The organism is Streptomyces sp. NPDC014864 (assembly GCF_043081525.1).
Classification (GTDB): domain Bacteria; phylum Actinomycetota; class Actinomycetes; order Streptomycetales; family Streptomycetaceae; genus Streptomyces.
Genome location: NZ_JBIBWT010000013.1, coordinates 1 through 14,875, shown reverse-complemented (window position 1 = coordinate 14,875; position 14,875 = coordinate 1). Strand labels below are relative to the sequence as shown.

Genomic DNA, 14,875 nt, shown 5'->3' with positions numbered 1-14,875 from the left:
GGAGGCCCTCCCTGCAGGACCGCGGTCACCCCTCCGCCAAAGTCCGGGCCACCTCGCTGATCGCGTGGGGGCCCACTCGGCAGCAGCCGCCGATCAGGCGGGCCCCGGAGGCGCGCCAGGCCCGTACCTGTGCGGGGGTGAAGGTGGCGCGCCCCTGCCAGGTTCGGGCCTCGGCGTTCCAGGTCTCGCCGCTGTTGGGGTAGACGACGACCGGCTTGCCGGTGACCCGGGCGGCCGTCGCCACCGCGGCGTCCGCGTCGCGCGGGGCGCAGCAGTTCACGCCGACCGCGATCACCTCGTCCCTCCCGGCGGCCAGGGCGAACGCCTCGCGCAGCGGCTGCCCGGCCCGGGTCCGGTCGCCCGCGACGGTGTACGACAGCCAGACCGGCACCCCCAGCCCGCGCACCGCCCGCAGCAGTGCCTCGGCCTCGTCGGTGTCCGGGACCGTCTCCAGCGCGAGCACGTCGGGCCGGGCGGCGGCCAGCACCTCCAGCCGGGGCCGGTGGAAGCGCTCCAGCTCCGCGACCGTGAGCCCGTAGCGGCCCCGGTACTCCGAGCCGTCCGCGAGCATCGCCCCGTACGGTCCGGCCGACGCCGCCGTCCACAGCGGCCGGCGCACGCCACGCGCCCGTGCCCGTCGGGCCGCCTCCCGTGCCGATTCCACGCTCAGCGCCATGAGTTCGGCGGCCCGCTGACGGCCGATCCCGCGCCTGGCGAACCCTTCGAACGTGGCCTGGTAGCTGGCCGTGATCGCCACGTCCGCGCCCGCCTCGAAGTACGCGAGGTGCGCCTCGGTGACGGCCTCCGGCCGCTCGTCGAGCAGCCGCGCCGACCACAGCTCGTCGCCCAGATCGTGCCCGGCCGCCTCCAACTGGTTCGACAGCCCGCCGTCGAGTACGACGGTCCCGGCGGCGAGCGCCTCGGCGAGAGCGGGGGAGGTGTCTCTGGTCATGTCACGACGCTAACCGACGGGCCGGCGCGGGGCCGGGCGCGTGGAGCCGGGCAATCCGGAGCCCGGGGTCCGCTCCCGGCGCGCGCGACGCCGACGGAACGTCTGACGACTCCGGAGCGGGTGGCGCGTCCGCCACGGACGACGACTTCGCAATGTACGGCCCGGACGGAACGTACGACGTGAACGGGACGAGCGCGTGGGCCAGGAAGGCCGCCGTCGGCGAGGACAGCTCCTCGGCCCGGGACCGCGGCTGCCTCTTCCCGGTCGATGACCGTGAACCTGCGCACACCAACTGGTCTACGTTTCAAAGGTTGTTGAGGAAAACGTTCATCTTTTCCGTGAACGGCCGTTCCGCCTCCGTGCGTTACACTCGGCACCGAGCCGATCGCCGGGAACTCCCGGTGTCAGGCCGTGCGTTGGTGGTCCAAGGCAAGACGTCCCGCTTCCTGCGGGGAGATGCAGGTGCAAGGCCTGCTCGGCGCTCGACACCGAGCCCCGGCCCGCGTTGTGCGGGCCGGGGCTCGTGCGTTGCGGGGCCGCGGGACCGTGACCGCCGTATGGCCGTACGGTTCTGTCCGCATGGCGCGCGGGGGGCCTCGGCGTGTGGTTTTTGTTACGGTCCACAATTCCCGTACGCCGCAGGCCCGTTGGGCATATGCGGCTGATAAGATCATTCCACTTTTCGGTAGGCTGACGGCGTGTCATGAACGCCTACGGGGGACAGTGTCGAAGGCCCCATCGCTAAGGAGTGATTTCTGGTCCGCCTGTAGGTCCGCGGCCGCTCGGGGCCTGGCTCCGCCGTCCGCACCGTTGGGCTGCCCGCTCCCGGCGCGATGCGACTTGAAGAGAGTCTCATGACGTCATTGATCCAGGATCCACTGCTGTGGATCTTGCTTGTGGTGCTCGCCGCTGCGGTCGTCGCAGTGCTGCGCGCCCGGAGAACCAACATGGCGCTCCGAAGAACGAAGAACGACCTGGAGACCGGACTGGGCCGCGCCCACGCCGAACTCGGCCAGGCGCGGACGCACGTGGCCGCGCTCGGCACCCAGCACGAGCTGGACCTCGCGGACGTCCGGGCCGACGCGGAGTCGTCGACCAAGGCGGTGCTGAAGTCCGCCATGGGCACCCTGCAGTCCCTCGCCGAGGAACAGCAGGTCCTGCTGGACAATCTGCTCAAGAAGTACGGTGACGACACCGAGGTCCTGGCCGACCTGATGTCGGTCGACCACACCGGCAGCCAGTTCGGCCGCCGGGCCAAGGGCATCTCGGTGCTGTGCGGCGGCTGGCTGGGCCGGCGCGACGGCGCCGCCACCGTCTACGACGTCGCCCGCAGCGCCCAGGGCAGGATCAAGGACTTCGACCGCGTCGGCGTCCACTCGCAGGTCAACGTCTCCATCACCAGCAAGGCCGTGGAACCGATCGCGGTCGTCCTGGCCGAGCTGCTGGACAACGCGACGAACTACAGCGCCCCCGGCACCCCGGTCGAGGTCAACATCCAGGCCGTCCCCACGGGCGTGTGCTTCATCGTGGACGACGCCGGCCTCGGCATGGACCAGGAGACCAAGGACCGGGCGCAGGTCCTGCTGTCCGCCGACGGACCGGTCGACATCACCCGTCTCGGCGACCCGCCCCGCTTCGGCTTCGCCGTGTGCGGGATGCTCGCCGCCCGGTACGGCTTCGCCGTCTCCGTCGGCTCGGTGTCCCCGTACGGCGGCGTGCGTGCAGTGATCCGCGTGCCCGAAACTCTCCTCGCCGCCGGAGGTCCCGCGCCCGTGGCCGAAGCCCAGGAACCCGCCGGCCAGGAGCCCGCCCCGCAGCGACTGGCGCCGGTGCCGGTGGGCCCCTCTCACGTGGTGGGCACCACCTCCGGTGGTCTGCCCAAGCGCCGGCGCCGCCAGGGTCCCATCTCGGTGGTGCCCGCGCCCGCCGCCGCGGCCTCCGCCGACGACCCGGCGGACGAGCCGGACAGCGAGGTGACGGCCTCGCGGCTCGGCGCCTTCGCGCGCGGAACACAGCTCGGGCGGACCTCGAACACCACGGAAGGACCTGACCACCAGTGAACACCGACCTGTCGTGGGTGCTGAACGACGTGCTCGAGGTACGTGGAGCCCGCCACGCGGTCCTCGTCTCGGGCGACGGCCTGCTGCTGCAGCGCTCGGACGACATCACCCGCGACGACGCGGAGACGAACGCCGCGGCGATGAGCTCCATGCAGTCGCTCAGCCGCGCCGTCGCCGGGTTCGTGGGTGCCGGGCACGGCGTCTGGAAGCAGACGCTGCTGGAGTACGACGGCGGCTGGATCTTCCTGATCGCCGCGGGCCAGGGCGCCTACCTGGCCGTCTCGACCGCTCTTGACGTCGACATGGAGGCGGTGTCCTTCCGGATGCAGAAGACGGTGGCTGCCCTGAGCAAGGCGATGAGTGTGGCGCCCCGCTCGGACAACGGTGCCGGCGCATGACGACGCCCGGCGAGGAAGCGTCCGTCACCAGCGACTTCGTTCGCTCCTACGTCATCACCGGCGGCCGGAGCCTGCCGGCCTCCGATGACCTCGCCCTGCACACCCTGGTCACCCTGGCCCCCGAGCGGACCCTTCCGCTGGGAGCCGGCCCCGAGGTGCGGGCGATCTGGGACCTGTGCGCGGGCGGCTACCTGTCGGTCGCCGAAGTGGCCGGCCACCTGGGCCTGCCGGTAGGGGTGGCAAGACTGCTGCTGACCGACTTATTCGAGCAGGGGCACCTCCTGCGCCGAGCCGAGCCGCCCGGGGCCCAGAACGTTGACAGAGCGATCCTCGAGAAGGTTCTCCATGGACTCCACTCCTTCATCGGCTGAGACGGCCGCTGGATCCATCTACGTCTCCAGTGCGGTGACCAACGCCGCCAAGATCCTGGTCGTAGGGCACTTCGCCGTGGGCAAGACGACCTTCATCGGCTCGCTGTCGGAGATCACCCCGCTGCGCACCGAGGAGAAGATGACGCAGGCGTCCGTCCACGTGGACGACCTGCGCGGCATCACGGGCAAGAAGACCACCACCGTCGCCCTGGACTTCGGCCGGCTGACGCTCAGCGACGAACTGGTCCTGTACCTGTTCGGCACGCCGGGACAGCAGCGCTTCATGCAGCTGTGGGAGGACATGGCGCGCGGGGCGCTGGGAGCGCTGCTCCTGGTGGACCCCGCCCGGCTGGAGGAGACCTTCCCCGTCATCGACCTCGTCGAGGGCTACGGGCTCGAGTACGCCATCGCCGTCAACACCTTCGACCCGGACAAGGTGTACGAGGAGGCGGAGGTGCGCGAGGCTCTCGACCTGCTCCCCGACACCCCCGTCGTCTACTGCGACGCCCGCGACCGCAAGTCCTCCGGAGGGGCGCTGATCGCGCTGGTCCGCCACCTGCTCGCTCGCGCAGCCTGACACGCTCACTCCCCGCCCGGTCCCTCGGGGCCCGGTGCCAGCAAAGGAATCCCATGGACCCTCAGACAGTCCCCGCCCCAGCAGGCGGCAGATGCCCCATGCACGACGCCGCGTTCGCCGCCGACCCGCAGGCGGTCTACGACCGGCTGCGCGCCCACGGCGCGGCCGGCCCGGTCGAACTCGCCCCCGGCGTGGACGCCACCCTGGTCGTCGGCCACGAGACGGCGCTGCGCGTCCTGCAGAACTCCACGCTCTTCGCCCGGGACGCCCGCCGCTGGAAGGCCCTCAACGAGGGACGCGTCAGCCTGGAGAGCCCGGTGCTGCCGATGATGGCGTACCGGCCCAACTGCCTTTTCACGGACGGGGCCGTGCACCTCAGGCTGCGCAAGGCCGTCACCGACAGCCTCGCCAAGCTCAACATCACCCGCATCCGCCGGGACGTCGAGCCGATCGCCGACTACCTCATCGACCAGTTCAGCGAGCGGGGCCGCGCGGACCTCCTCAACGACTACGCCAAGCTTCTGCCGCTGCTGCTCTTCAACAAGATCTTCGGCTGCCCGGCGGACATCGGTGACACCCTGACCAGCTCCATATCGGCGCTGTTCGACCTCAAGGACGTCATGCGCGCCAACGAGGAGCTCACCGCCTGCCTCATGGAGCTGATCGCGCTCAAGCGCCGCCAGCCGGGCGACGACGTCACCTCCTGGCTCATCCAGCACCCGGCCGGGCTCACCGACGAGGAGCTCAAGGACCAGCTCGTCATGCTGATGGGCGCCGGCGTCGAACCCGAGCGCAACCTGATCGGCAACGCCCTGCTCCTGCTCCTGGCGCCGGGCACGGCGGGCCGCGACAGCGGCATGCTGATCGAGGAGGCGCTCGACCACGTCCTGTGGAACCAGACGCCGATCGCCAACTACGCCACCCACTACCCGGTGCAGGACGTCGACCTCGGCGGCCACGTCGCGGAGGCCAACACCCCGGTCGTCATCAGCTTCGCCGCCGCCAACAGCGACCCGGCGCTGGCCGAGGCCCGCCGCACCCACAGCAAGGGCGCCCACCTGGCCTGGGGAGCCGGCCCGCACGCCTGCCCGGCCAAGGACCCCGCGCGGGTCATCGCGACCACCGCGGTCGAAAGGCTCCTCAACGCCCTGCCCGACATGATGCTGGCCGTACCCGAGGAGCAACTCCAGTGGCGTCCGGGCCCGTTCCACCGGGCCCTGGTCGCGCTGCCGGTCGCCTTCAGCCCGGCGCCGGCCACCCGGATGGTGTCCGCGCTGCGCAACACCACGGCGTCCGCGGCGGAGCAACCGCTGCCCACCGCCCCCGCCACGACGGCCAGCCGGCAGCCCGCGCGGCGCAAGGGCTTCTGGAGCAACTTCCTGGATATTTTCCGGGTTTGATGCACGGCATGTGACGGGAGCAACACACAGAGGCGCATGACGGAGGAGAGGGGAAGGGTAGATTCCGGCGGTAACGGTAGCGTCCAGCCGAAGGAGCCATGCGTGACCGCCGTTGGCGAGATACGCGGTACCACCATCGACCGCCGATCCGTCATTTCCCTCCTCCGTCGGCTGCGTTCCGACGAAGGGCAGGCCAACCCCCTCCCGCTCTGGGCCAAATTGCGTGCCCTGGGTGACGTCGTGCCCGCCCCCTGGGGCGGTTACCTGGTGACCGGATTCGAGGCCTGCAGCCAGGTCCTGCGCGGCCGGAACTGGCTGGTGCCGGACTTCGCCTGGCAGGAACGTCATCCCGACAACCAGCGCTGGCGGGCCGTGGCCACGCGCGAGATGACACGAACGCTGCCCCGCCTCAACGGGACCGCTCACACGTGTCAACGGCGGGCGCTGGGCAACCCCTTCGACCGCCGGACCCTCGAAGCCCTCGGGCCCCTGATCGCCGCCCAGACCTCGCCGCTCCTGGACGACCTGGAGGCCCGGCTGCGCACCCACGGCGAGGCCGACTTCGTCCGCACGGTCAGCGAGTGGCTGCCGGTGCGCACCGCCGGTCAGTGGCTGGACATCCCGGCCGAGCACCACGCGTACATGCTCGACTTCACCCACCGTCAGGTGTACGCCCAGGAGTTGCTGCCCACCAGGAGCGAGCTGGCGATCTCGGCCGAGGCCACCCTGGAGATGCGGTCCTTCTTCACCGCGCTCGTCCGGCGGCGTCGCGCGCACCCCGGCGAGGACGCACTCACCGGCTGGATCCACTACTTCGACGCCCTGTATCCCGACGACCGCGCCACAGCGGACCGGGAACTGTACGCCCTCACCATGTTCGTCGCCATGGCCTCCCTGGAGACCACCGCGACCCTGCTGACCAGCGCCGTGTGGCTCATCACCCAGGGCCCGGCCACGCTCGACCGGCTGCGCCGCCACCCCGAGCACATCGACGACGCGGTCGAGGAGGTGATGCGCTACGACCCGCCCGTGCACCTCAACACCCGTGTAGCCGCCGACGACACGGTCCTCGCCGGGGTCCCCATCGCTCGGGACACCATGGTCCACGTCCTGTACGGCGCCGCGAACCACGACCCGCGCCGCAACGAGGACCCGCACGTCTTCGACGTCCTCCGCAACGGCAGCCACCTGACCTTCGGCGGCGGCGCCCACTACTGCCTCGGAGCGGCCCTCGCCCGCCTGGAGGTCAAGGTGCTGCTGACCCTGCTGCTGGAACGCTTCCCCACGCTCCGGCCGACCGCCCCGCCCACCTACGCGGCCGGCCGGATGGTCTTCCGACGGATCACCTCCCTGAAAGTGACGACATGACCCCCCGGCCCCTCGGCACGCTCCCGGCACTCCCGGAAGACCGCATATTCAAGACCCTGCGCACCCACCGGCAGGGTCCCGTCCTCACCGTCGAACTCCACGTCCCCGAGCAGGGCAACGTCGTCACCGACGCCATGCTGGACGACCTCCTGGAGGTCCTCCACGAGCAGGACCCGGCGGTGCGGGTGGTCGTCCTCGCCGGCGCCGGCGACGACTTCAGCCTCGGCGGGGACCGCGCCGAGTTCGCCCAGCACCTCTCCCACGACCCCGGCGCCGGCGGTGTCCGGGTGTCCGGCGCCAAGGCGCGCCGCGTGTGCGACGCGCTCGGCGGGAACCCCGCCGTCACCATCGCCCGCCTGCACGGCAAGGTCGTGGGAGCGGGGCTCGCCCTGGCGCTCGCCTGCGACCTGCGGGTCGCCGCCGACGACGCGACGTTCCGGCTGCCCGAGCTCGCCCTGGGGCTGCCCTCGGCTTGGGGCGGTGTGCTGCCGCGCCTGGTCAGCGAGGCGGGTGCCGCCCGTGCCCGTGAACTGGTCCTCACCGGGCGTTCGTTCACCGCTCAGGAGGCCGTTCACCTGTCGGTGCTGCAGAGGGCCGTCCCGGCCCATGAGCTGGACGCGGCGGTCGCGGCCTGGGCCGGGCCCGTCGTCCGGCGCCCGGCCGCGGCCCTGCGCGTCACCAAGACGCTGTTCCACTCGCTGTCCGCGGCGACCCGCATGGCCGACGTCTCCGCCCTGGACGCGGAGCTGATGGCGGCGGTGGTGTCCGAGCTCCACCACGCCCGCGCGGCCGACTGACCGCCGCTCTCCCGGCGCAGGGGCCCGCCCGCACGGTCCCCTCGGGGCCGGGCGGTGCGGGGCCGGTCGGGCGGCCGCGGGGGGACCCGGCAGGCCGGGCGCTCGGGCGGGGGCATACCGTGAGGAGTCGTACGTCCGAGCCAGGAGGAGAGACGGGATGGGCAGCCGCACCGCGCTGGTCGAGGATCTGATGGAGCGCTTCCCGCACGTGCCGCGGGAGGCCGTCTTCAAGGAGGACCTGCTCAGGGGCGGTGTGGCCTTCGACCCGTCCGCCCTCAGCGACAACGACGACGGGGACGTCAAGCCGAAGTCGTACTTCATCTTCTCCTTCGACCACGGCACCCTGCCCGAGCTGGGCGAGGCCGCGCTGCGCCGGCCGCCGGAGGAGATCATCCTCACGGGCGGCCCCTACGACCTGCGGCGCACCGTCGTCTCCGTACGGGTGAATCCGGCCTCCCCGTACCGGGTGGCCGCCGACGGGGAGGGTCTGCTCGGGCTCTACCTCGACGGCAAGCGGATCGCCGACGTCGGCGTCCCGCCCATGCCCGAGTACTACCGGCACACCCTGTCCAACGGGAAGTCCGTGATGGAGGTCGCCCCGACCATCCAGTGGGGCTACCTGATCTACCTCACCGTCTTCCGGGTCTGCCAGTACTTCGGCGCCAAGGAGGAGTGCCAGTACTGCGACATCAACCACAACTGGCGCCAGCACAAGGCCGCCGGACGCCCCTACACCGGCGTCAAGGACGTGGACGAGGTCCTGGAGGCGCTGGAGATCATCGACCGGTACGACACCCAGAAGGCGTCCACCGCCTACACCCTGACCGGCGGCGCGATCACCAAGACGGTCGGCGGCCGCGACGAGGCCGACTTCTACGGCCGGTACGCCAAGGCCATCGAGGAGCGCTTCCCCGGCCGCTGGATCGGCAAGGTCGTCGCCCAGGCGCTGCCGAAGGACGACGTGCAGCGGTTCAAGGACTACGGCGTGCAGATCTACCACCCCAACTACGAGGTGTGGGACCGCCGCCTGTTCGAGCTGTACTGCCCCGGCAAGGAACGCTACGTCGGCCGGGACGAGTGGCACCGCCGCATCCTGGACTCCGCCGAGGTGTTCGGCCCGCGCAACGTGATCCCCAACTTCGTCGCGGGCGTGGAGATGGCCGAGCCCTTCGGCTTCACGAGCGTCGACGAGGCCATCGCCTCCACCACCGAGGGCCTGCGCTTCTTCATGTCGCACGGCATCACGCCCCGGTTCACGACCTGGTGCCCGGAGCCGACGACACCGCTGGGCAAGGCGAATCCGCAGGGCGCACCGCTGGAGTACCACATCCGGCTGCTGGAGGCCTACCGCGCCACGATGGACGACTTCGGCCTGTCCTCGCCCCCCGGCTACGGCCCGCCCGGGCCCGGCCGCGCGGTGTTCTCCGTCAGTTCCTTCATGGACAGTCTCCAGGCGCAGGATCCGACGAAGGTGTAGGTTTCCCGCGACCGTGAGTCGGGCGCTCCGTTCGTCCGTACTACGGAGCGGAGTTGAGGGGCGCCGGGCGCGTCACGCACATCTGAATACGCCGCTTGTCAGTCGCGCCGCCGACGTGAAAGGCTCGGGCCCTTCCGCAAGGCTTCCCAACTCCTATATGAGCAGTGCGAGTTGGCCTCGACCGTGGATGCAGGAGACCCATGCCCGACCTGCCGAGCTCCAAGGACGCCACCGAGGCAGCGCTGTTCGCCGAGTGCTGGGACGCGGTGCTCTCCTACGCGGATCTGTGCACGGCCGGCTCCTCCGCGGCGCGGCAACTGGCCACCGAGGCCTTCGCGCTGGGCATGCGCGAGGTCCGCGCCGCCGACTCCGGACCCTCCCGGGGGCGTCGGCTGCCGGCGATGCCGCTGCTGCTGACCGCGGTGCGCGCCACCGCCGCCTCCTGGGAGTCCGGCGGCCTCGGGCACAAGCTCGACCCCGACCTGCGGCTGTGGCTCAACTCCGACAAGGCCGCCCGCCACACCGGCCCGCCGCTGCACCGCCCGCTCGCGCTGCGCGGCCTGCGCGACCTGCAGGAGCCCGACGCGGCGCTGCTGTGGCTCGCCGAGGTGGAGGCCCTGCCGCTGCCCGTCGTGGCCCGCCGGCTCGGCCTCGACCCGCGGACCGCGGCCGACGAACTCGACCAGGTCCGGTCCCTGTTCCGGGACCGCTGCCACCGCGCCCATCTCGACACCCCGATGGACGCGCAGTGCCGCAGCTACGCCCGGCTGCTGGACGCGGTCACGCGTTCGCCCGCCGCCGAGGCGCCCGGCGACCTCTCCCGGCACCTCGCCACCTGTGTCGAGTGCGCCGAGGCCGCCGCCTGCCTCCGAATACATGGCGGAGGGCTGCCCGCGGCCCTCGCCGGCGGGGTGATCGGCTGGGGCGGCCTCGCCCACCTCGAACGCCGCCGGGCCGCGGCGACGCGGCCCGGCGCCCCGACCCCCACGCCCCGGGACGCCGGGACCGGGGAGCCCCACGAGGCCGCGGCCCGGGCCCAGGTGGTGCGGGGCGGGCTGCTCGCCGCGGCGGTGCTGCTGTCGGCGCTGGCGCTGGCCGTGTCGATGATGCCGTTCGGCGGCTCCGCGCCCGACACCGCGCGCGGCGACGACGACCGCCGGCCGGTCGCCGCCCCCGGTCTCTCACTGCCGTCCCCGAGCCCTACGCGGTCCGCCTCCGCCACCCCCTCGCACGGTCCGTCGGCGAGCCGCACCGGGACCAGGTCCCGCCCGGGGAACCCCGACCCGGAGCCCCAGGGCACGACCGCCTCCACCGCGAGCGGCGGCCCGTCCGGCCCGGCGCCGGGCGAACCGGCCGGCTGCCGCGTCCACTACGACGTCGTCAGCCAGTGGCCCGACGGCTTCGAGGCCGCCGTCACCGTCACCACCGCCCGCGCCCTCGACGCCTGGCGCGTGGCCTGGACCTACCGCGACGGCCAGCGGGTCGGCCAGATGTGGGACGCGACCGTGGCCCAGGACGGCTCCCGCGTCACCGCCACCGCCGCCGACTACAACCGGTCCGTCCCCGCGCACGGCCGGCTCTCCTTCGGCTTCATCGCGTCCTGGCAGGACGAGAACTCCCCACCGGACGACTTCACGCTCAACGGGCACGCCTGCGCGGTCGCCTGAGCACCGGGAGCCCCGGCCGCCACCACGTGCCCCGCCCCGGACCGCCCGGCCGGGGCAGAACGCCGGCACCGACGCTACGCCGCGCCCCGCTTGCCGTTCTTGCCGCCCGGGGTCCGGCCGTGAGGTGATCCATCGCCCGAGGTGCGGCGGCCGCCCCGGCGGTCGGCTCCGCCGCCGGCGCCGGCGGCGCCGCCCGCGGCTCCGCCGGCCGCTGCTCCTCGGCGGGATCCGCGGGGGTTCTTGCCGGAGGCAGCGCCGTTCGCCGCGTCGGCCGCGGCCCGGCGGCCGGAGCCGCGGCCGTCCGCGCCGGTGGCACCCGTGGCTCCGGCGGATCCCGTCCGCCGGACGGAACCGCGCCCGCCGGTCGCGGACGAGGCACCTGCCGCCGCCGTCCCGGCCGCGGCCCGGCGGTCCGCACCCCGGCCACCACCCGTCGCGGTGGCAGCGCCTGCCGCCGCTCCGGACCCGCCACCGCTGCGGGGCCGGCGGCCGGACCGCCCGCCGCGCTCGGCGCCGCTCTTCCGGTCCGGACGGGACGCGGTCGGTGTCGCGGGCTGGGGGATCTCGACGACGACGGGCACGCCGGAGGGCTCACGGGCGCCCGTGATGGTGGCCAGTTCCGCGTCGCTCGACTTGACACGGGCCGTCCGGGGGCGGATGCCCGCGTCCGACATGAGCCGGGTGACGTCCCGCTTCTGCTCGGGCAGGACCAGTGTGACCACGCTGCCGGAGCCGCCGGCGCGGGCCGTGCGTCCGCCCCGGTGGAGGTAGTCCTTGTGGTCGGCGGGGGGATCGACGTTCACGACGAGGTCGAGGTCGTCGATGTGTATGCCCCGGGCCGCGACGTTCGTAGCCACCAGCGCGGTGACCTGTCCGTTCTTGAACTGGTCCAGCGTGCGGTTGCGCTGCGGCTGGGAGCGGCCCCCGTGCAGTGCCGCCGCGCGTACACCGACGGCCAGGAGCCGCTTGGTGAGCCGGTCGGCCGACCTCTTGGTGTCGAGGAAGAGGATGACCCGGCCGTCACGGGCCGCGATGCGCGTGGTGACCGCCTTCTTGTCGGTCTCGTCCTGGACGTGGAGCACGTGGTGCTCCATGGTGGTCACCGCTCCCGCGGACGGGTCGACGGAGTGCACCACGGGGTCGGTCAGGAACCGCTGCACCAGGCGGTCGATGTTGCGGTCCAGGGTGGCCGAGAAGAGCATGCGCTGTCCGTCGGGACGCACTTGCTGGATCAGCTTGGTGATCTGCGGCAGGAAGCCCATGTCGGTCATCTGGTCGGCTTCGTCCAGCACCGTGATGCGTACGCCGCCGAGCACGCAGTCCCCGCGTTCCACGAGGTCGTTGAGCCGGCCGGGAGTCGCCACGAGCACCTCGGCGCCGCGCCGGAGCGCACCGGCCTGCTTGGTGATGGACAGTCCGCCGACCACGGTGGCCAGCCGGAGGTTCACCGCCGTCGCGTAGGGGGTCAGCGCGTCCGTCACCTGCTGGGCGAGTTCACGGGTGGGCACCAGCACGAGGGCGAGGGGCGCCTTGGGCTCCGCGCGCAGTCCGGCCGTACGGGCCAGGAGCGCGAGCCCGAACGCCAGCGTCTTGCCGGAGCCGGTGCGTCCCCGTCCCAGCAGGTCACGGCCGGCGAGCGAGTTGGGGAGCGTGGCGGCCTGGATGGGGAAGGGCGCGGTGACGCCCTGCGCGGTGAGGGTCTTCAGCAGCCCCGCGGGCATGTCCAGGCCGGCGAAGTCCTCGACGGCGGGAAGCGCGGGTGTCGTGCTTTCCGGCAGCCGGAATTCCCTGGACGGCGACACGGACGGTGGGGGTGACGAGGCGCGCCGGTTCGGCTTCTGCGGCCTGCGGGACATGCGGTTTCTCTGCCTTCCTGGAAACAGCGCAAACCGGGGTCCGCACCATGGCGGTGCGGACCCCGGTGAGCGGATACGCGTCCGGCGATCAGGCGGGGACGATGTTCTCCGCCTGCGGGCCCTTCTGGCCCTGCGTGACGTCGAAGGAGACCCGCTGGCCCTCCTGGAGCTCACGGAAGCCCTGGGTGGCGATGTTCGAGTAGTGGGCGAACACGTCCGGGCCGCCGCCGTCCTGCTGGATGAAGCCGAAACCCTTTTCGGCGTTGAACCACTTCACGGTTCCCTGTGCCATGACCTTCTCCGTTCTGTAGGCAGAGGCCCCACCCGGAGATGCCGGAAAAAACTAATGCGCCTGAAGGAGAAACATTCCCGTCAGGCGCACATAGGTTCATGGGTACCACAACTGCAACTCGAAGATCCTAGCACAGCTCGACGTCCCGTGGCGGATCCGCGAGGCGCCCCCAGGGCGGGCTCCTCACCGCCCGGGCCCCGGAAAAACCTGAGCCCGCGAAAAAGCGGTGGCACCTGGGCGGAGGGCCCCTCTAGGGTGAGGACCGCTTCTCGCGGCGGCCTTCGGCTGCCGCTGTCGGCCGTACGAGGAAGAGGAGGTGTGACCGATGACTGTCTTTGTGATGGGCCCTGCCCGCGACCAGCAGTTCACTCACTCCACCTCCGTGGCCTCCGGCTGACCTTTCCCATCGCGCGGACTCGCGCGGCGCCGGGGCCGCCCTTGTGAAGGGTTCCCGTTGCATCTCTCCTCTCCTTCGGCTTCCTCGGTTCCGTCGCACCCCCTCGCCGTGTACGGCTGGGACGCGGGCTGGGAAGCGGAGTTCGCCGCCCATGCCGAGCAGGGCCTCCTGCCCGGCCGTGTCGTACGGGTCGACCGTGGCCTCTGCGACGTCGTCACCCCGGCCGGTGACGTCCGCGCCGACACCGAGTTCGTCGTCCCCCGCGACCCGACGAAGGTCGTGTGCACGGGGGACTGGGTCGCCCTCGACCCCGAAGGCGGCGACCCGCGGTACGTACGGACGGTGCTGCCGCGCCGTACCGCCTTCGTGCGCTCCACCTCCTCCAAGCGGTCCGAGGGGCAGATCCTCGCCGCCAACGTCGACCACGCGCTCGTCGCCCTGTCGCTGGCCGTCGACCTCGACCTCGGCCGCGTCGAGCGCTTCCTCGCCCTGGCCTGGGAGTCCGGGGCACAGCCGCTGGTCGTGCTGACCAAGGCCGACCTCGTGCCGGACCCGGTGGGGCTGGCGTATCTCGTCCAGGACGTGGAGACCGCGGCGCCCGGCGTGCCGGTGCTGCCGGTCAGCGCCACGACCGGGACCGGGCTCGACGCCGTGGCCGCCGTCGTCTCCGGCGGCACGTCGGTGCTGCTCGGGCAGTCCGGCACGGGCAAGTCGACCCTCGCCAACGTGCTGCTCGGCGAGGACGTCATGCGCGTCCACGCCGCGCGGGACGTCGACGGCAAGGGCCGGCACACGACCACCACCCGCAACCTGCTCGCCCTGCCGGGCGGCGGCGTGCTGATCGACACCCCCGGACTGCGGGGCGTCGGTCTGTGGGACGCCGGGAGCGGGGTGGGCCAGGTGTTCTCCGAGATCGAGGAACTGGCCGAGCGGTGCCGCTTCCACGACTGCGCGCACGCCGGGGAGCCCGGCTGTGCCGTGCTGGCCGCCATCGACACCGGTGACCTGCCGGAACGGCGGCTGGCGAGCTACCGCAAGCTCATGCGGGAGAACCAGCGGATCGTGGCCAAGACCGACGCCCGGCTGCGCGCCGAGATCCGGCGCGACTGGAAGCGCCGGGGCGCCGAGGGCCGCGCGGCGATGGACGCGAAGCGGGGGAGGTGGCGGCCCTAGGTCGTGTCTTCAATTGATCTTGAGTGGTGGATCATGGTCGGGTGATACGTCGCCATGAACTGTCCGATGAGGAGTGGGAGTTCCTCCGTC

General features: G+C 72.3%; 13 protein-coding genes. 10 read left to right on the top strand and 3 right to left on the bottom strand.

Features of this window, described 5'->3' with window-relative positions; translation table 11 throughout:
* Nucleotides 1-25 precede the first annotated feature (25 nt).
* The gene (gene mmuM / locus ACF1A5_RS22975) at nt 26-952 is read right to left on the bottom strand and encodes a homocysteine S-methyltransferase (RefSeq protein WP_392194725.1); all 927 of its coding nucleotides are present in this window, start codon (nt 950-952) and stop codon (nt 26-28) included.
* 854 nt (nt 953-1,806) lie between these two features.
* Between mmuM and ACF1A5_RS22970 the strand changes: the two genes are divergently transcribed.
* From ACF1A5_RS22970 to ACF1A5_RS22930, 9 genes are all read left to right on the top strand, one after another.
* Complete coding sequence (locus ACF1A5_RS22970) at nt 1,807-3,012, top strand: ATP-binding protein (RefSeq protein WP_392194724.1); 1,206 nt, start codon at nt 1,807-1,809, stop codon at nt 3,010-3,012.
* On the top strand, nt 3,009-3,410 hold the full coding sequence (locus ACF1A5_RS22965; protein WP_356184518.1) for a roadblock/LC7 domain-containing protein: 402 nt from the start codon (nt 3,009-3,011) through the stop codon (nt 3,408-3,410). The genes ACF1A5_RS22970 and ACF1A5_RS22965 overlap by 4 nt, the downstream gene beginning before the upstream one ends.
* A complete protein-coding gene (locus ACF1A5_RS22960) occupies nt 3,407-3,781 on the top strand; it encodes a DUF742 domain-containing protein (protein WP_392194723.1) in 375 nt (124 codons plus the stop codon). The genes ACF1A5_RS22965 and ACF1A5_RS22960 overlap by 4 nt, the downstream gene beginning before the upstream one ends.
* Nucleotides 3,756-4,358 (top strand): ATP/GTP-binding protein, encoded by a 603-nt coding sequence (locus tag ACF1A5_RS22955; RefSeq protein WP_392194722.1) that lies wholly within the window; start codon nt 3,756-3,758, stop codon nt 4,356-4,358. Before ACF1A5_RS22960 ends, ACF1A5_RS22955 begins: the two co-directional genes overlap by 26 nt.
* Nucleotides 4,359-4,456: 98 nt before the next feature.
* Complete coding sequence (locus ACF1A5_RS22950) at nt 4,457-5,758, top strand: cytochrome P450 (RefSeq protein WP_392194721.1); 1,302 nt, start codon at nt 4,457-4,459, stop codon at nt 5,756-5,758.
* A gap of 102 nt (nt 5,759-5,860) precedes the next feature.
* Nucleotides 5,861-7,126: a cytochrome P450 gene (locus tag ACF1A5_RS22945; RefSeq protein ID WP_392194720.1), complete on the top strand. Its 1,266-nt coding sequence runs from the start codon at nt 5,861-5,863 to the stop codon at nt 7,124-7,126.
* Complete coding sequence (locus ACF1A5_RS22940) at nt 7,123-7,923, top strand: enoyl-CoA hydratase/isomerase family protein (RefSeq protein WP_392194719.1); 801 nt, start codon at nt 7,123-7,125, stop codon at nt 7,921-7,923. Before ACF1A5_RS22945 ends, ACF1A5_RS22940 begins: the two co-directional genes overlap by 4 nt.
* 157 nt (nt 7,924-8,080) lie before the next feature.
* Nucleotides 8,081-9,400, top strand: coding sequence for a radical SAM protein (locus ACF1A5_RS22935; RefSeq protein ID WP_392194718.1), 1,320 nt, complete (start codon nt 8,081-8,083; stop codon nt 9,398-9,400).
* Nucleotides 9,401-9,600: 200 nt separating this feature from the next.
* Complete coding sequence (locus ACF1A5_RS22930) at nt 9,601-11,067, top strand: cellulose binding domain-containing protein (protein ID WP_392194717.1); 1,467 nt, start codon at nt 9,601-9,603, stop codon at nt 11,065-11,067.
* Nucleotides 11,068-11,141: 74 nt separating this feature from the next.
* On the opposite strand, the gene ACF1A5_RS22925 is transcribed toward ACF1A5_RS22930, so the two are convergent.
* Together ACF1A5_RS22925 and ACF1A5_RS22920 are read right to left on the bottom strand one after the other, a co-directional pair.
* Nucleotides 11,142-12,923, bottom strand: a complete 1,782-nt coding sequence (locus ACF1A5_RS22925; protein ID WP_392194716.1) for a DEAD/DEAH box helicase — start codon at nt 12,921-12,923, stop codon at nt 11,142-11,144.
* An 88-nt stretch (nt 12,924-13,011) separates the two neighbouring features.
* Complete coding sequence (locus ACF1A5_RS22920) at nt 13,012-13,215, bottom strand: cold-shock protein (protein WP_023544341.1); 204 nt, start codon at nt 13,213-13,215, stop codon at nt 13,012-13,014.
* Between the two features lie 454 nt (nt 13,216-13,669).
* Between ACF1A5_RS22920 and rsgA the strand changes: the two genes are divergently transcribed.
* Entirely contained in the window at nt 13,670-14,785 is a 1,116-nt protein-coding gene (gene rsgA, locus ACF1A5_RS22915) for a ribosome small subunit-dependent GTPase A (RefSeq protein WP_392194715.1), read from the top strand.
* The last annotated feature ends 90 nt before the right edge of the window (nt 14,786-14,875 follow it).